Source organism: Burkholderia sp. AcTa6-5 (assembly GCF_017815075.1).
GTDB classification, from domain to species: Bacteria; Pseudomonadota; Gammaproteobacteria; order Burkholderiales; family Burkholderiaceae; genus Burkholderia; species Burkholderia sola.
In genome coordinates, this window is the sequence record NZ_JAGIQE010000020.1 from 36,376 (window position 1) to 53,274 (window position 16,899).

15 protein-coding genes and 1 pseudogene are annotated in these 16,899 nt (G+C 66.5%); 8 read left to right on the forward strand and 8 right to left on the reverse strand.

Going from position 1 to position 16,899, the window contains the following annotated elements; genetic code table 11:
• Window positions 1-17 precede the first annotated feature (17 nt).
• Window positions 18-461, forward strand: a complete 444-nt coding sequence (locus J8I33_RS24360) for a DMT family transporter (RefSeq protein WP_209939254.1) — start codon at window positions 18-20, stop codon at window positions 459-461.
• 53 nt (window positions 462-514) lie between these two features.
• On the opposite strand, the gene J8I33_RS24365 is transcribed toward J8I33_RS24360, so the two are convergent.
• The 7 genes from J8I33_RS24365 to J8I33_RS24395 are packed head-to-tail and all read right to left on the reverse strand — an operon-like array spanning window position 515 to window position 6,001.
• Window positions 515-2,020, reverse strand: a complete 1,506-nt coding sequence (locus J8I33_RS24365; RefSeq protein WP_209939258.1) for an aldehyde dehydrogenase family protein — start codon at window positions 2,018-2,020, stop codon at window positions 515-517.
• Window positions 2,021-2,053: 33 nt separating this feature from the next.
• On the reverse strand, window positions 2,054-2,572 hold the full coding sequence (locus J8I33_RS24370) for a cytochrome c (RefSeq protein WP_209939262.1): 519 nt from the start codon (window positions 2,570-2,572) through the stop codon (window positions 2,054-2,056).
• On the reverse strand, window positions 2,569-3,069 hold the full coding sequence (locus J8I33_RS24375; protein ID WP_209939267.1) for a cytochrome c: 501 nt from the start codon (window positions 3,067-3,069) through the stop codon (window positions 2,569-2,571). The genes J8I33_RS24370 and J8I33_RS24375 overlap by 4 nt, the downstream gene beginning before the upstream one ends.
• Window positions 3,066-3,611, reverse strand: coding sequence for a methylamine dehydrogenase light chain (locus J8I33_RS24380; RefSeq protein WP_175654334.1), 546 nt, complete (start codon window positions 3,609-3,611; stop codon window positions 3,066-3,068). Before J8I33_RS24380 ends, J8I33_RS24375 begins: the two co-directional genes overlap by 4 nt.
• 38 nt (window positions 3,612-3,649) lie before the next feature.
• Window positions 3,650-4,285 (reverse strand): methylamine dehydrogenase accessory protein MauD, encoded by a 636-nt coding sequence (gene mauD, locus J8I33_RS24385; RefSeq protein WP_175676339.1) that lies wholly within the window; start codon window positions 4,283-4,285, stop codon window positions 3,650-3,652.
• Window positions 4,282-4,836: a MauE/DoxX family redox-associated membrane protein gene (locus J8I33_RS24390; RefSeq protein ID WP_209939272.1), complete on the reverse strand. Its 555-nt coding sequence runs from the start codon at window positions 4,834-4,836 to the stop codon at window positions 4,282-4,284. Before J8I33_RS24390 ends, mauD begins: the two co-directional genes overlap by 4 nt.
• A gap of 7 nt (window positions 4,837-4,843) precedes the next feature.
• Window positions 4,844-6,001 (reverse strand): amine dehydrogenase large subunit, encoded by a 1,158-nt coding sequence (locus J8I33_RS24395; protein WP_209939276.1) that lies wholly within the window; start codon window positions 5,999-6,001, stop codon window positions 4,844-4,846.
• Window positions 6,002-6,242: 241 nt separating this feature from the next.
• On the opposite strand from J8I33_RS24395, the gene J8I33_RS24400 reads away from it, so the two are divergent.
• The 5 genes from J8I33_RS24400 to J8I33_RS24420 all read left to right on the forward strand — a co-directional run bounded on the left by J8I33_RS24400 (window position 6,243) and on the right by J8I33_RS24420 (window position 12,271).
• Complete coding sequence (locus J8I33_RS24400) at window positions 6,243-7,205, forward strand: helix-turn-helix domain-containing protein (RefSeq protein WP_124555543.1); 963 nt, start codon at window positions 6,243-6,245, stop codon at window positions 7,203-7,205.
• A gap of 101 nt (window positions 7,206-7,306) precedes the next feature.
• Window positions 7,307-8,251 (forward strand): GlxA family transcriptional regulator, encoded by a 945-nt coding sequence (locus J8I33_RS24405; RefSeq protein WP_209939281.1) that lies wholly within the window; start codon window positions 7,307-7,309, stop codon window positions 8,249-8,251.
• A gap of 477 nt (window positions 8,252-8,728) precedes the next feature.
• Window positions 8,729-10,441 carry a M36 family metallopeptidase gene (locus J8I33_RS24410; RefSeq protein ID WP_209939286.1) on the forward strand — a complete coding sequence of 571 codons (1,713 nt, stop codon included), beginning with the start codon at window positions 8,729-8,731 and terminating at the stop codon, window positions 10,439-10,441.
• 79 nt (window positions 10,442-10,520) lie between these two features.
• Window positions 10,521-11,774, forward strand: a complete 1,254-nt coding sequence (locus J8I33_RS24415) for a M20/M25/M40 family metallo-hydrolase (RefSeq protein WP_209939288.1) — start codon at window positions 10,521-10,523, stop codon at window positions 11,772-11,774.
• A 134-nt stretch (window positions 11,775-11,908) separates the two neighbouring features.
• Window positions 11,909-12,271, forward strand: a complete 363-nt coding sequence (locus J8I33_RS24420) for a YbjQ family protein (protein ID WP_209939292.1) — start codon at window positions 11,909-11,911, stop codon at window positions 12,269-12,271.
• Between the two features lie 13 nt (window positions 12,272-12,284).
• Here J8I33_RS24420 and J8I33_RS24425 read toward each other — a convergent pair whose 3' ends face one another.
• Complete coding sequence (locus tag J8I33_RS24425) at window positions 12,285-13,535, reverse strand: MFS transporter (RefSeq protein WP_209939297.1); 1,251 nt, start codon at window positions 13,533-13,535, stop codon at window positions 12,285-12,287.
• Window positions 13,536-14,284: 749 nt separating this feature from the next.
• On the opposite strand from J8I33_RS24425, the gene J8I33_RS24430 reads away from it, so the two are divergent.
• Window positions 14,285-15,853 (forward strand): tetratricopeptide repeat protein, encoded by a 1,569-nt coding sequence (locus J8I33_RS24430; protein WP_209939299.1) that lies wholly within the window; start codon window positions 14,285-14,287, stop codon window positions 15,851-15,853.
• Between the two features lie 18 nt (window positions 15,854-15,871).
• Window positions 15,872-16,632 (forward strand): annotated as a pseudogene (locus tag J8I33_RS34580) (ESPR-type extended signal peptide-containing protein); the annotation flags it as partial.
• Between the last annotated feature and the right edge of the window lie 267 nt (window positions 16,633-16,899).

The window sequence follows — 16,899 nt, forward strand, 5'->3', positions numbered from 1 at the left end:
TCGGAGCGTTCATCTTCGTGACTACCGTCCTCTCTTATTTGCTGGTCGTGGCGGCCGGCATCAGCGTTGCGTTGCAGCAGGTGCTCAACGCGAACCTGCGCACGCAGATCAGTTCACCGTGGTGGGCCGGGTCGGTCAGCTACGTCGTCGGCCTCGCCGCGATGCTGGCGGTCGCGCTGCTGTCGCCTCACCCGCGCGTGAGCGGCACGTTGTCCGGCGCCGGGTCGTGGTTCAACTGGACGGGCGGATTCTTCGGCGCGGTATTCGTCGGCGTCGCGATCCTGATGGTGCCGCGATTGGGCGCGGCGACGACGCTCGCGCTGATCGTCGTCGGGCAGATGACCGGCGCGCTCGTGTTCGACCACTTCGGCGTGCTCGGCATCCAGCAGCATTCGGCGAGCGCGATCCGCATCGCCGGCGCGGCGTGCCTCATCGTCGGGGTCGTGCTGATCCGCGCGTGACGGCGGCGCGTGCGTGGCCGATATGCCGGTCACACATGCACGCGCCGCGACGCTCACGCGTAGTTCATCATCACCGACTTGCTCTCCGTGTACTGGTCGATCACCGCGCGGCCGAGTTCGCGGCCGAAGCCCGACTGCTTCATCCCGCCGAACGGCAACGCGTTGTCGAGCAGCGAATGGCAGTTGACCCACACGGTGCCCGCGGCAATACGCGGAATCAGTTTGTGGATCGCGGCAAGATCGTTCGACCAGATGCTTGCGCCGAGCCCGTACGGCGTGTCGTTCGCGAGCTGCACGGCCGTATCGACGTCGTCGAACGGCATCGCGACGAGCACCGGCCCGAAGATTTCCTCGCGCACCACGCGCATCGCCTGCGTCGTATCGACCAGCACCGTCGGTTCGACGAAGAAGCCGGGGCCGTCGAGCGCGCGGCCGCCCGCCGCCGCGCGCGCGCCCTCGCCGAACCCCGAGTCGATGTAACCGCACACGCGCTCGCGCTGCTTCGCCGACACGAGCGGGCCGATCTGCGTCGCCGGGTCCATCCCCGGGCCGATCTTCAGGCTCGCGGCGAGCTTCGCGACGCGCTCGATCACGCCGTCGAACACTTTCGCGTGGATGTACGCGCGCGAGCCGGCCGTGCACACCTGCCCCTGGTTGAAGAAGATCGCGTTCGCCACGCCCTGCGCGGCCTTGTCGAGATCGACGTCGGGCAGCACGATCACCGGCGACTTGCCGCCGAGTTCCAGCGACATCCGCGTCATGTTGTCGAGCGCCGCATGGCCGATCGTCTTGCCCGTCTGCGTCGACCCGGTAAACGCGATCTTGTCGATGCGCGGATCGCGCGACAACGCCGCGCCGGCCGTGTGACCGTAGCCGGTGACGATATTGACGACGCCGTCCGGGAAGCCGGCCGCCTGGATCAGCTCGCCCAGCCGCAAGGCGCTCAGCGGCGTGTCTTCGGCAGGCTTCAGCACGACGGTACAGCCCGTCGCGAGCGCCGGCGCGATTTTCCACGCGGCCATCAGCAACGGAAAATTCCACGGGATGATCGCACCGACCACGCCGACGGGTTCCTTGCGCGTATAAGCGAAGATCTCGCTGTCCGGCAGGTACGGCATGCCGGCGTCGATCACGCTGCCTTCGATCTTCGTCGCCCAGCCGGCCATGTAGCGGAAGCACTGCGCGGCCATCGCGACGTCGAGCCCCTGCGCGACCGTCACCGGCTTGCCGTTGTCGAGCGATTCGATCTCGGCCAGCTCGCGCGCGTTCGCTTCGATCAGGTCGGCGAGCACGAGCATCAGGCGCTCGCGGTCGGTGGTCTTCGCGGTGCGCCACGGGCCAGCATCGAATGCACGGCGCGCGGCGGCGACCGCCTGCTGCACGTCGCGCTCGTCGGCTTCGGGCACGTGCGCGATCACGGCGCCGTCGGCCGGGTTCACGACATCGAGCTGGCGGCCCGACGCGGCGTCGCTCCATTCGGCGCCGATCAGCATCTTCTTCGGCTTCGCGAGAAATGCACGCGTCGCGCCGAGCAGCGCAAAGGTTTCGTTCGTCTCCATGTTCCTGTTTCCCTGATTCGTTGAGTGAGTCGGTCAGTAGCGCTCCGTGACGCCGTCGATCCCGCGCGCCTGCAACGCGCGGACGAGCCCGGTGCGCACGGTCGCGACGTCGGACAGCGCGGGGCGGCGATGCGCGGCGACTTCGGCGGCCGTATACGGCTTGAAGTCGCGCGGCAGCGCGTCGCGGTTCATCGTCGTGAGCACCCAGTTCAGCACGTCGGCCAGCTCCCGATCCGACAGCGCCGAGTTCGACGCACCGGGCACGCGCATCACGTACTCGCGCCCGGCCGGCAGATGCGTGAAATAGCCTAGCGAATTCGCGAGCGGCGGCACCTTGCCGGGAATGCCGCCGCCCGTCGCCGTGTGGCAACCCATGCAGTTGAGCACCCAGTGTTGCCGGGCAAGCGCGGCGTCGGCCGCGCCGTCGGCCTGTGCGGGTGCGGACACGACGAACGCGCAGGCCGCGGCGCCCGACAGCAGCAGCCAGCACGACAGGCGACGCGGCAGGCCGCCGAACCGCGATGACGACGACGCGCACCGCGTGCCGTTCACAGGCCGAGCCCCTTGATCACCACCGCGCGCTGCGCGTGCACGGCCGTGCCGTCCATCTGCTTCGCGCGCGCCGCGCGGATATCGGCCGCGGTGAACGGCTTCGCGTCGCCGTGCTGCGCGTTGAGGTCGAACACGACGTAGTTCAGCACGTGCGCGATGTCGTCGTCGCTCGCGCTCGCGAACGACGGCATCTTGAAGTTGTAGCGCTTGTCGTGCACCTCGATCTCGCCGAACATGCCGTGCAGCAGCGTCGCGATCAGCTGCGTCCGGCCGGCTTCCGCCGCCGCGTACTTGCCCGGGTACTCGGTCAGCGGCGGCGCCAGCCCGTCCTGCCCTTTTCCGCCCGCCTGGTGACACACCGCGCACTGTGCGTCGAACAGGCTTTTTCCGGCCGGGTGATGCACGGCTTCCTGTGCGCCGGCCGCGCCGGGTAATGCGAAGGTCCCCACGGCCGTCATGCATGCAACGACGATCCTTCCTGCCTGCTTCACTTTCATTGCTTAGCCGCCCCTAGCAGAACCGAAACCGAACAGTGGTAATTCGAATTACCGTTCGCCATGCACCAGTTGATGTCGTTGTTCAGCGACAGCTTGTACAGCGGCTTCTCGCGCTCGTTGCGGTTGCAGAAGCACTTGCCGCACGAAGTCTTGCCGCAGCAGTCGTTGTACGACACGATGTAGTCCGAACCGTCGTGCGGATTGCGGCAGGTGCCGATCCACGTGATCGGCGACGGCGTCGTGCCCGGCGGGCAACTGCTCGACGTGCCGCCGCAGCAACTGCAAAGCCAGCCGTCGATCGCGCAGTATTTCCAGTAGTCGCAGCTCGTCGGGTCGTCGCTCGCGCCCGACGCGGCGGCACCGGAAGCCGCCGACGCGCCCGACGCCGCATCGGCCGCATACGCGGTGCGATCGACGGGCAGCAGCGGCAGCATCGCCGAGCCCACCAGCACCTTGCCGAGCCTCGCCATCGCGCTGCGCCGCGAACTGTGCTGCGCGACGCCGCGCGCCGATCGTTCGAACCATGAATCAAACAGGCCCATGGGGTTGTTCTCCGTTGACGTTGAAAAGGGTCGGCCGATCAAGCGTGCTGCGCGTGTTCTTCGTGACCGCCGTGATCGTGATCGCCATGGACGAACTGCTGCAGCGATGCGACGCCCCGCTCCTTCGCTTCGAACAGGCTTTCGAGATGCTCGCGCGTGTTGACGAGCCCCTTCGCGCGCACGGTGCCGGTGTCGTCGAGCAGCACCGCGTACGGCAGCTTGCCGATCTGATACGCGAGGCCGAGCTCCTGCGACAGCACGTACGGGAAGCGCGCGAGGTCATGCTTCTGCGCGAAGCGCGTGTGTTCGTCGAGCTCGCCGTCGCTCGCGAGCACGATGTTCACCGGCGTCGATTCGCTCGCCTGCAGCGACGGCAACAGCGGCAGCAGCTTCTTGCAGACCGGGCACGTCGGCGACAGGAAGAACAGCAGCGTCGCCTTGCCCGCCGCGTCGATGCCGCCGACCTTGATCCGCGAACCGCGAATGTCGGTCAGCTCGAACGTCGGCGCGATCGCGCCGACCGCCGGCCCCTTGTCGATCATCAATGCGCCGGCCGGCATGATGCGTTCGTACAGGATGCCGATCTGGCGCACGAGCGCGAGACAGATCGCGCCGAGCGCAAGGACGGCGACCCACAACAACGCGGTGGAAACGGTGAGAGCGGTTTGCATCATGAATTCCTCAGATGTGAAAGGCGCGGGATGTTGGCGAGCAGCACGTCGACGGTGAGCAGCGCGCAGACGATCAGCAGCACGGAAGCGAACAGCGTCAGGTAGTCGAACCACACGACCGCGCGGCCGCCCGGCTCGACGAGCGCGGTCGCGGCCAGCGCGACGAGCAGCAGCACGCGGCCGACATGGAGCCAGCCGATGCCGCGCGGCGCGTCCGCGCGCGCGGCGGCAAAGCCGGAACACCCGCAGTCGATGTCGGTGTGGCCGCGCACGATGTTGATCGTCATGCCGGCCGCGAACACGAGCAGCAATGCGATCAGGCCGAGCGCGCCGGTCATGCGCGTATCAGGGAACAGCAGCGCCGCGGCGCAGGCGGCTTCCGCGAGCGGAATCGCGAACGCGGCGGGCGCGGTGAGCGCATCGGGCAGCAGGCGATAGCCGGCGAGCGCTTGGCGGAACGCCGCGGGCCGGCGCATCTTCGCGAAGGCGCCGAGCAGCACGACGACGGCCGCGCCGGCTTGCGCGCTGGTGGCGAGTACGGGATCGAGCGTCATCGCGGCCTCACGGGTTCACGAGCAGCGTCGACGTACTGCCGATCTGCTTCTCGACGTGCTGCCGCTTGCCGGTGCGCGCGTCCATCACGACGAGGTCGGACGTGCCCGTCAGCCCGTAGAACAGCGGCTTGTCGTCCTCGCCGACCTGGATCGACACGAGCGGATCGACCTTCTGCTGCGCGAGATCCCAGCGCGCGACCCGCTGTTTCGTCTTCAGGTCGTAAACCCACACCTGCGTGCCCGGATCCTTGTGCGTGCCGTCGCCGCCCTGGTGCATCAGCACGTAGTAGCGGTGCTGCTTCACCTGCACGGCCGTCTGCTGCATGCCGCCCGGGCGCCAGCCTTCGGCGCGCTCGGCGTCGGTCAGCAGCGACCATGGCTTGCCGAACGCCGGTTTGTCGCCGCTGAAATCGGCGCTGCGCACGTTGCCGTGATACGTCGTGAACAGATAGCCGCCGTTGTAGCGCGACGCGTTGATGAAGGCCGGATCGTTGTCGACGTCGATGAACGCGTCGGACATCGTGCGCTTCACCTCCTTGCCGTTCGCATCGAGCGTGACGGTCAGCGCCTTGCCGCTTTCGCACAGCGCGGTGAAGCGGTCGTTGCCCGACGGATACGCGAGCACGCACGCAGCCATGTCGATCTCCGACAGCACCTGCTTCGAGACGGCGTCGATCACCGTCACCGACGCGGCCGGCGTGATGTTCGCGACGTACAGCCGCTTGCCGTCGGCGCTGAACGCGGTGTTGTACGGCGACGGCACATGCTGCCCGTGCTTCGCCGGAATCACGATCTCGCCCGCGTGATCGAGCGTCGTGTTGTCGATCATCTCGACGACGTCGGTGCGCGTGCCGTGCGAGCCGCGCGAGAAATAGGTCGTCGCGACGAAGCTCGTCTTGCGGTCGGGCGAGATCGCGAAGCCGGGGGCGAAGCCGCCGTCGATCTGGCCGAGCAGCTTCTTCGCATCCGCGTCGTACACGTGGATGCGCCCGTCGGTCATCGACGGCATCGAGATGTCGACGACATAGACCTCGTGCGGATGCCACGGCGGCATCTTCTGCACGACCAGCTCTTCGGGTTTTTCCGTCGCGTTCGCGCTGCCGGCCGATGCCGCCGCCAACGCCAGCGTCGCCGCGAGCGCCGCGGTTCGTCGCCTTGTCCTCATGCCGCCTCCAGTGGGGAATTCACGTTAAGTGGGGCGACTGTAGTTCGACAATAAATCCCGTCAGCACCCGGACCGGCAACGCGTACGTGCCGATTCGGGATATTGGAAATGCGCGTGAAAGCCTCGCTGTACCGCCCCTTCCGACCCTCTGAAACATGCACACGGAATAGCGCTGCCCCGTATTGCGCCGACTATTCGGTCGGTTTAATCTTGCGCGGTTCGAACGATCGCCGGAGGGGCCGTGCTCGCGTTTCATCAGAGGTTCGACGACGCAGACCGGCATGCCGAGGCGCTGCGCGGCTGGAATCAGCGTTACGACCAGATCGGGTCCGGCGCGTATCGCAGCGCGGTCAAAAACGCGGTGTTCGACGGCGCGCAACTGTTCCAGGAAGCGGCGAACGTGCGCATCATCCAGCGCGGATGTTTGCCGCACGGCCATACGGTGTTCGGCATGCCGCTCACCGGCTCGGGCACCTTCGCGTTCGGCGATGCGCGCCTCGAGCGCGGCACGATCGTGATGGCGCGCGGCGGCACGCCGTTCGAACTCCATTCACCCGACGACATGTCGCTGATCGGCGTGGTCGTCGAACCCGAATTGATGCAGCAGATCGAGGATGCGGCCGACGTGCGGCTGGACGCACGCGCGCTACGGCGCGGCGTCGTCGAGGTGCCGGTCGCCGCGCGCGACCGCGCGAGCATGCAGCTCGCGACGCTGCTCGAACGCGTGCTGTCGGCGCCCGATGCGTTCGACGCGGCACCCGCGCAGCACGCGCTGCGCGCCGACGTCGGCAACGTGCTCGTCGATCTCCTCACGTACCGGATGCCCGAGCCGTCGAACCGGCTCACGCATGCCTGTCACGCCGACATCGTGCGCCGCGTGCACGACTACGTGATCGAGCATCCGGAAGCGCCCGTCGACATCCTGAGCCTGTGCACGCAACTACGCGTGAGCCGGCGCACGATGCAGAACAGCTTTCAGTCGGTCGTCCAGACGAGCCCGCTCAACTACACGCGCGCGCTGCGCCTCGCGCAGGTCCGACGCCTGCTGCTCGACACGCGGCAGTCCGACCTGCCGATCAGCGAAGCGGCCGCACGCTGGGGCTTCATGCATCTCGGGCATTTCGCGAACGCGTACAAGGCGCAATTCGGCGAATTGCCGTCGACGACGGCGCGCCGGACGGTGCGTGGTGCAAAAACGCGCTGAGCGCCGGCAAAAAACCGCGATAATCCCGGCTTGAACGTTCGGCGCACTGCGCGCCGGCCCGCGCGGTGCGCGGCGCCCCCCTGCTTCCACCCCACGCCCCGATGCCCGAGGATTTCCACTTCCTGCTGCTGCCCGGCTTCTCCGCGCTCGGCTTCATGTCCGCGGTCGAGCCGCTGCGCGTCGCGAACCGCTTTCGCACCGAGCTGTATCGCTGGCACGTGATCAGCGCGGACGGCGCGCCCGTCGCCGCGAGCAACGGCATTCCGGTCGCCGCCGAAGCGGCGTGCGCGGACGTCCCGCAGGTCGATACGGTGTTCGTCGTCGCCGGCTTCGATCCGCTCGTGTGCTACACGCGCACGCTCGGCGACTGGCTGCGCCGCCAGCACCGGCACGGCGCCACGCTCGGCGGCATCGATACGGGCAGCTTCGTGCTCGCGGAGGCCGGACTGTTCGACGCGTCGCAATCGCTCACGCTGCACTGGGAAGCGCTGGCCGCGTTCCGCGAGCGCTATCCCGGCCTGAACGCGACGCAGGAGCTGTTCGAGATCGACGACCGGCGCATCACGTGCGCGGGCGGCACCGCGTCGATCGACATGATGCTCGACCTGATCGGCCGCCGGCACGGCGCCGATCTCGCGGCCGCAATCTCCGAGCAGTTCGTCGTCAGCCGCATCCGGCAGCGCTCGGACAGCCAGCGGCTCGAGATCGCCGCGCGCTACGGCGTGCACAACCGCAAGCTGATCCAGGTGATCGGCACGATGCAGCGGCACATGGAGAACCCGCTCGGCTCCGACGCGCTCGCGCACGAGGTGTCGATCACGCGGCGCCAGCTCGAACGGCTGTTCAGCGCGACGCTGAACGACACGCCGACGCACTTCTACCTGAACCTGCGCCTCGATCGCGCACGCGAACTGCTGCAGCAGACCGACATGAGCATCACGTCGGTGTGCGTCGCGTGCGGCTTCGAATCGCCGTCGCATTTCTCGCGCACCTATCGCGCACGATTCGGAATGAGCCCGCGCAGCGACCGGCGTGCGACGCGCTGATCGTCTCGGCTTTTGATCACAATCCGGCGCGGTATTGCGCGTTCCGGCGGCGTTTCCGTCCGTTCGCTGAACAATGTCGGCAACTGGTCGACGAACCGAAGCGGTCGTCGAAAATAATCTGGAATGTCGTTGAAAATATTCTGTAACATACCAAAAAAAGTTAGATAGGCAGCCTAACGATACGCCTGCTGCATCTCGCGCGCGTCGCGCCACGCAGGCTGCCCACCGATATCACGATCGATCCGAGGGGTATGACATGACGATGCTCGATTCGCCGTCGCCGCACCTGCCTGCCGTTCGCTTCTCCTCCGCTTCGCCTGCCCGCTTCTTTTCGACCTGACATTTAGCGCTCCTTAGTCAGTCGACATTCCCACACCGCTTCGCCGCACCGGTTCCATCGAACCGGCGCGCGGGCCGTGTCGTGCCTGCTCGCCACGAGCGCGCGGGCGTGTCCAACCGTTGAGATGAGGATCACGTATGCAGACATCACGCAAAGCATTGCCGCTCGCCCTGGGTCTCGTGCTCGGTTTCGGCATCGTCGGCGGCACCCAGGCCGATACGAAAGTGTCGAATCCGCAGGCCGCGAGCCTGCGCGAAAGCCTGACGCGCGGCGTCGCGCCGCCGGCCGCGAAGGCCGACACGGCCGCCGGGCAATTCCGCTCGGACGGCGTCGCCGTCACGCTGTACAACCCGGCCTATCGCGTCAAGAAAGCTGCCGCGACGCCCGCCGCCACCGCGCGCGACTTCGTCGCGTCGCAAGCGGCGCAGCTCGGGCTCGACGCGGCCGCGCTCGCGAGCCTCGTCGTCACCTCGGAGCGCAACGACGCCGACTTCACCGTCGTGCGCCTGCAGCAGCAGGCCGCCGGGCTGCCCGTGTACGGCAGCGACATCGCGGTGACCGTCGCGAAGGACGGCCGCATCCTGTATGTCGCGAGCAACACGATCAACGGCGTGATCGCGACGACGCGCAAGTCGCAGGCCGTCGACCAGCAGCAGGCGCTCGACCGCGCCCGCGCGTATCTCGGCGTGAGCGGCTTCACGCATCTCGACGCGCAGCTCGTCGCGTTCGTCGACAAGGCCGGCACGCACACCGCGTGGAAGGTGCGCGGCCGTCCGCAGGACGGCCCGAAAGGCGACTGGGAACTGCTGATCGACTCGGCAAGCGGCGAAGTGCTGCGCGCGGAGGACAAGGCGTTCTACGCGACCGACGGCACCGGCTTCGTGTTCCGCCCCGATCCGCTGTCGCCGACGAAAAGCAGCTACGGCAGCACCGGCTACAAGGACAGCAACGACGCCGATTCGACGCAGCTCGCGGCCGCGCGCGTGCGCGTGACGCTGAAGGATCTCGCGCAGTCGGGCACGCGCTACACGCTGACGGGCCCGTACGCGTCGTGCATCGATTTCGATGCGCCGCTCGACAAGGCCTGCCCGTCGCAGTCCACGCCCGCGTTCGAGTTCACGCGCGGCAACCTGTATTTCGAGGCCGTGAACGTGTACTACCACATCGACACGTTCCTGCGCTACGTGAACCAGACGCTCGGCATCAAGGCGCTGCCGTACCAGTACACGGGCGGCGTGCAGTACGACCCGCACGGCGAATCGGGCGACGACAACTCGTCGTATTCGTCGAGCAGCGGCCGGCTGACGTTCGGGCAAGGCGGCGTCGACGACGCGGAAGACGCGGACGTCGTGATCCACGAACTCGGCCACGGCATCCACGACTGGGTCACCAACGGCGGCCTGTCGCAACAGGAAGGCTTGTCGGAAGGCACCGGCGACTATCTCGCCGCCGCGTACAGCCGCGACTTCAACCAGTGGAGCCCATCGGATGCGCAGTATCACTGGGTCTACAACTGGGACGGTCACAACGAGTTCTGGGGCGGCCGCGTGACCAACTGGAACGTCGGGCGCACCTATGCGCAGGCGCGCGGCGCGGAGATCCACACGGCCGGCCAGTACTGGGCGTCGTGCAACCTCGTCGCGCGCGACGCGATCGGCGCGCAGGCGATGGACAAGGCGTTCCTGAAGGGGCTGTCGATGACCAACAGCTCGACCAACCAGAAGGCCGCCGCGCAGGCCGTGCTGACGGCTGCCTCCGCGCTCGGCTACAGCAGCGCGCAGATCACCGCGATCGGCAACGCGTACAACAAGAGCTGCACGTACGGCGTGACCGTTCCGCAGAAGTCGTAATACCGCCGCAGGCGGGAGCGCATCGCACGACCTGCGGCGCGCTCCCTTCATCGACATCGCCATCCTCACGAGATCGAACATGCCTACTCTGACACCGACCCGCCTGAGCGCCGCGCTGGGCGGCATGCTGCTGAGCGCCGCCGCGCACGCGACACCCGTCTGGATCACGCTCGGCGACACCGCGTTCCGCCAGCTTCAACGCATCGATGCGACCGCAACCGCGCAGTACAGCACGACCGTCGACGCCGGCAAGGCGGCCGACGGCGCCGCGCGCCGCGAAACCGTTCACGTCGTCGAGATCGACGATGCCCGGCTCGGCGAGCTGGCCCACGCCGTCCACCACACGCGCGGCCACGGGCCCGGCTACGTCGTGCACGATTCGTTCGACGACGCGCGGCAGGCGCTGCAGCCGTTGCCGGCGACGCTCGCGAAACAGGCCGCCGCCCCCGCGTACACGGTGTCCAACGTGCCGCAGATCGGCACGTGGGTCCAGCAACTGCAAGCGAGCAACATCGTCGGCACGATCACGTCGCTGTCCGGCTTCACGAACCGCTACTACACGACGTCGCACGGCGTCGCCGCGTCCGACTGGCTCGCGCTGCAGTGGAAGCAGCTGGCGGGCTCACGCGCCGACATCACCGTCGAACAGTTCGCGCACACGGGCTTTCCGCAGAAATCCGTGATCCTGACGATCCGCGGCAGCGATCCGGCCGCGGGCACGGTCGTGCTCGGCGGCCACCTCGATTCGACCGTCGGCCGCACGACGGAGAACTCGCGCTCGCCCGGCGCCGACGACGACGCGTCGGGCATCGCCAGCCTGACCGAGGCGCTGCGCGTGCTGCTCGCGAACAACTACAGGCCGAAACGGACCATCAAGTTCGTCGGGTATGCGGCCGAGGAAGCCGGCCTGCTCGGCTCGAAGGCGATCGCGAAGCAGTTCCGCACGCAGAATGCGAACGTGGTCGGCGTGCTGCAGCTCGACATGACGAACTACAAGGGCGATCCGAAGGACATCTACCTGATCACCGACTACACGAACGCCGCGCAGAACACCTATGTGAAGAACCTGGCGGCGACCTACCTGCCGGAGCTCGCGATCGGCACGTCGCAGTGCGGCTATGCGTGCTCGGATCATGCGTCGTGGAATGCGCAGGGGTACCCGGCATCGTTCCCGTTCGAAGCCGACCAGAACGACAGCCCATACATCCACACGGTGAACGACACGCTGGAAAACTCGGATCGACAGGCGAACCATGCGCTGAAGTTCGGCAAGCTCGCGCTCGCCTATGCGGTCGATCTCGGCGGCATTGCCGGCGCGACGATCGAGCGCTGAGCGTGCGTCGCCGAGCGGCTCTCGCGTTCGGCAACGACACGGGCGCCCGTCTGCTTTTGGGGGCGCCCGTTCGAATGCGTTGTCTCGGTCCGGCTAGAATCGTCGTTCGACCACTCGCCACACGCTTGCCCACCATGACCGAACCCATCCGCTCCATCGACGACCTGTCGCCCGCCCGCGTCACGACCGCCTTCGACCTGCCCGGCCATACGACCGTCCGCTCGCTCGGCGTCGCCCAAGGCATCGTCGTGCGCTCGCGCTCGATCGTCGGCTCGTTCGGCGCGTCGCTGCAGACGATCTTTGGCGGCAACATCACGCTTTATACGTCGCTGTGCGAGAAGGCGCGCCAGCACGCGTTCGACAAGATGCTCGCCGAGGCGCGCACGCTCGGCGCGAACGCGATCGTCGCGATGCGCTACGACTCGACCGAGATCGGCGCGGGCGTGACCGAAGTCATCTGCTACGGCACGGCCGTGCGCGTGACGCAGGATGCATGACGCGTGATGCGCGTCATGCGTCGCGTTCGAGCGACTTCATGCTCGTGAGCTGCGGAAAGAGCCGCATCCATGCGAGCGCGACGGCGATCGTCGCCGCGCCGCCGACGACGATCGCGGCCGGCGCGCCCCACCACGCAGCCGTCACGCCCGATTCGAATTCGCCGAGCTGGTTCGACGTGCCGATGAACAGCGAGTTGACCGCGCTCACGCGGCCGAGCATGTCGTCCGGCGTGCGCAGTTGCACGAGCGACAGTCGCACGACGACGCTGATCACGTCCGATGCGCCGAGCGCGGCCAGCGCCACGAGCGACAACGCGAAGTGCCGCGACAATCCGAACACGATCGTCGCGATGCCGAACGCGATCACGCCGCCGAACATCGCGCGGCCCGGCCGCCCCTTCAACGGGAAACGCGTGAGCCACAGCGTGCCCGCGAGCGCGCCGACCGCCGGCGCCGCGCGCAATGCGCCGAGCCCCCACGGGCCGACCTGCAGGATGTCGCGCGCGTAGATCGGCAGCAGCGCGGTCGCGCCGCCGAACAGCACCGCGAACAGGTCGAGCGACAGCGCGCCGAGGATCGCCGGCTCGCGCCGGATGAACGCGATGCCCGAAAACACCGAGCGCAGCGTGACCGGCTCGCGCGCCGGCGGCGCGGTACGCAGCGGAATCGTGCCGCTCAGCATCGCCGCGATCGCGAAGGCCGCGACGCTCGTGCCGAACGCGATGGGCGCGCCGACACCGTAGAGCAACCCGCCGAACGCGGGCCCGAGAATCTGCGCGGCCTGGTTCGCGGACGTCGACAGCGCGGTCGCGCGCGGCAGGTCGATGCGCGGCACGACGGCCGGCAACAGCGACGACACCGACGGCGACTCGAACGCGCGCGCCGTGCCGACGATCGCCGCGAGCGCATACACGGCCGGCGCGGCCAGCCACCCTTGCACCGCGCCGATCAGGAACACGCCGGCGGCCAGCGCCTCGACGCTCTGGCAGATCGTCGCGATGCGCCGGCGGTCGTAGCGGTCGGCCACCTGCCCGACGACGAGCGTCAGCGCGAACATCGGCACGAACTGCGCGAGGCCGACGAGACCGAGCGCGAACGCGCTGTGCGTGAGCGCGTACACATACCAGCCGATCGCAACCGACAGGATCTGGAAAGCCAGGGAAGACATCACGCGCGTGCCCCAGAAACGCTGGAACGGTGCGTGGCGGAACAGATTGGCGGGTAACGGGGATAAAGGACGGGAATCGGGCACGGGGGTGGTCATCGGGATCTCGGTGGAGGCGGTGCGGACGCAACCACTCTTGGAGCGACAACGTCCGCATGTGCGTGCTTGCGCAACGGCTTGCCCATCGCAACGCGATGTCGGTCCCCCGGATCGCGGAGACAGTCGGCTGAACGCGCGGACGCGGCCAAACGGGAATGATATGTCAACGACGAAAAACCCGCCGGGCGTGTGTCCCGGCCCGTATCAAGCCGGCGCGCCGCACAGGAAAATAGCGATTCGTGGATATCCCCCCAAACGACGTCGCTCCCGGCCGCGAGTTGCACGATTGAAACATCTTTAGATAAATCACGGCAATGGGGCGTGCAGGAATCGAATGCCTGCCGTCGACGCAAAGCTGCGTCGCACATGTGCTTCCTTGCTGCGCGCGGGACTTGGCGAATCGGCGCGTCCGTCTGGCGTTTCAGAACTGAAACAACGCTGAGGTCTGAACGTTGCCTCACATCACCTATCGGTCGCTCGGCCTCTTGGTCATTGCGCCACAGCCTGCTGGTCCACTCCTTGCTCAGGTGTTTCGCACACATCCAAGCCGCACGGCCGTAGAGCCCAGTGTCGGTAACGAACAACCATTATGCAGGTCGGGGAAATCATGTCTAAGTACGCTACGGCTGCCATGCGGCTGCCTTTCTCGTATCACCCCTCCCTACACGTTGATTGAGCCGCGCTCACGAGCGCGATGAGAACTCGATACACGACGTGTTCCGGGGGGACGTATGAAATGCAGAAAAGACTTGCATTCGCCACCTTCGAGGCTGGCACGCATCACCGGCGTATTGCCGCTTCCTTCCGGTGCGACAGCGGAGGCCGAGCCCGGCTGGCCAACCAGCACCGCGGCGCTGTCGCAGCGAGCATTGCAACTTTTGAATGACGGGCACTTTCAACAAAGTGCCGCGTGCGCGAGGCAGGCCATCTCTGTCGATCAGGGCTGCGGCTTCCTGCGTCTGCTCCTGGGTGTGGCATTGAACCAGGGTGGCCGACGACGCGAGGCGCTCGAGGCGTTCGCACGGGCCGCCGCGCTCGCGCCTCATGATCCGCAGATTCGCTACAACCTGGCCGTTGCCTTGCACGAATCCGGGCAGCAAGAACTCGCGATATATGAGTATCGCGCCTGCTTGGAAAGCAATCCGGATTGCGCCAATGCGTTATGGAATTACGGCGAGCTTCTCCGGCTCCGGGAGCATTTCGACAAGGCGCTCGAATGCTTTGAGCGGCTGGCTCACCTCGAGGGCGGATTGCGCGAAAAGGCGGCACACCGAATGGCCGTGTGCTGCGCTTATCTGGGACTGGATGAGCGTGCCCAGGCCCTGTTCGAGACGCAAATCGCCGAAGACAACGATCCGGTCACGCATTGGGAATACGCGCATTTTCTGCTTGGCAGGGGGCGGTTCAGGGACGCCTGGCCACATTATGCGCAGCGTTTCGATGCGGGAAGGGAAATCAGCCTCAAGGGCATGAGCTTGCCGTATTCCGCATGGAGCGGCCAGTTCGAATCGGGCTCGACGTTGATCGTTTCCGGCGAACAGGGTGCCGGTGACGAGATCCTGTTTGCCGCGTTTCTGCCGCTGCTGCTGAAGCGGGCACGGTCGGCCGACATGCGCGTGGTGGTAGTGTGCCGGCCCGCGCTCGTGCGGCTGTTCCGCGAGAGTTTTCCGTCGGCAACGGTATTGGGGGGAATGGTCACGCAAGAGCCAGATCTTCGCGCTTTCGCTCAAGACTCCTCAAGAATCTGGCGAATCTCGATCGGCGATTTGCCTTTGTGGTTGGACAAACCTGAGCCGATCGCTTATCTGAATCCCGCTCCGGAGGATCAGCGCACTGCGCGGCAGTTGATCGCGCAGTCGCGCTCGGGCGATGGCTGCCGGCATATCGGCATCGTGTGGTCGGCCAATCCCGTCTCGACCGCGTCGAACCGGCTTGCGCGCAGTGTGCCGTCGGAGCTGCTGAACGCATATCTGAAAGACATTGGCAGTGTGCACTTCTATTCGCTGATGCCCACTGAACATCGCGCGGTTCTCGCCGGCGTGCCTGATTTGCCTGTTACCGATCTTTCTCATTTTTTGACCGACTTCAGCCGGACTGCAGCGGCAATGCAGTGCCTGGATGAAATCGTATCGGTGTGTACGTCGAGCGCCAACCTTGCGGGTGCGCTTGGGCTGAAGACACATGTGCTTTTGCAAAAGCATGCCGATTGGCGGTGGTTTGGGGACACCGCCTGGTATCCCGATGTCGTGACATACAGGCAAGAAGCGCGCGCGGACTGGGGAACCTGTCTGCAAGCGCTCTCCGCGAACTGGCGCTGATGAGAATTGGGGGAAAACATGAACAAGATCTACAAGTGCATTTTCAGCAAGCAACTGAATCAAATGGTTGTCGTTGCGGAGAGCGCGACGGGACAGGGGAAGTCAGGGGGCCGGTCCCGTGCGATACGGCGAGTGCGGGCCGTTGCTGCTGCCGCGTTGGCGGCTGGCACGTGCATGTCTCTTCCGCAACTGGGATGGGCGGACGGTGTCTGCTATAACCATGGTCCCAGCAACGACACTTGTGGGAGCACCTCCGCGACGTATACGGGAAGCGGGACCAATAACACGTTCTACGGGTATGTGAGCGGGACCGGCGTGACCGGCAACTCCGACACGGGTAACGGTGCCTTTTCGAGCTACAACGTCACGGGCGACTCGAATACGGGTAACGGCGCTAATTCGAGCTACAGCGTTACGGGCAGCAACAACACGGGAAGCGGAGCCAACTCCAGCTATGCCGTGACGGGCAGCAACAATACGGCAGTCGGTGCGAGCGCCGGTCAGTACGTGAACGGTAACGGGAACGTGGCGTTGGGTGCATCTGCTGGATCGGGAACCAGTGGCAGCCCGCTCAATATCACCAACACCACGGCGATCGGCTACAGCGCGACGGCTACGGGGACAAACTCCGTTGCGCTGGGTTCCAGCAGCACCGACGGGGGCGCGGCCAACGTGGTGAGCGTGGGCAGCAACTCGCTGCAGCGCAAGATCATCAATGTGTCGAGCGGGAACGTGGCGTCCGGTTCGACGGATGCGGTTAACGGCGGGCAGCTCTTTTCGCTCTCTACCAGCTTGAGTACGACGAACAGTAACGTCACGAGCCTGTCGACTTCGACTTCGACGGGGATCAGCACGGCGCAAAGCGGTGTGAACTCGCTGTCGACGGGGCTGAGTACGACGAACGGGAAGGTGACGAGCCTGTCGACTTCGACCTCGACGGGGATCAGCACGGCTCAGAGCGGTGTGAGCTCGTTGTCGACGGGGATAAGCACCACCAACAGCAACGTGACGAGTCTGTCGACCTCGGCCTCGACCGGGATCAGCAC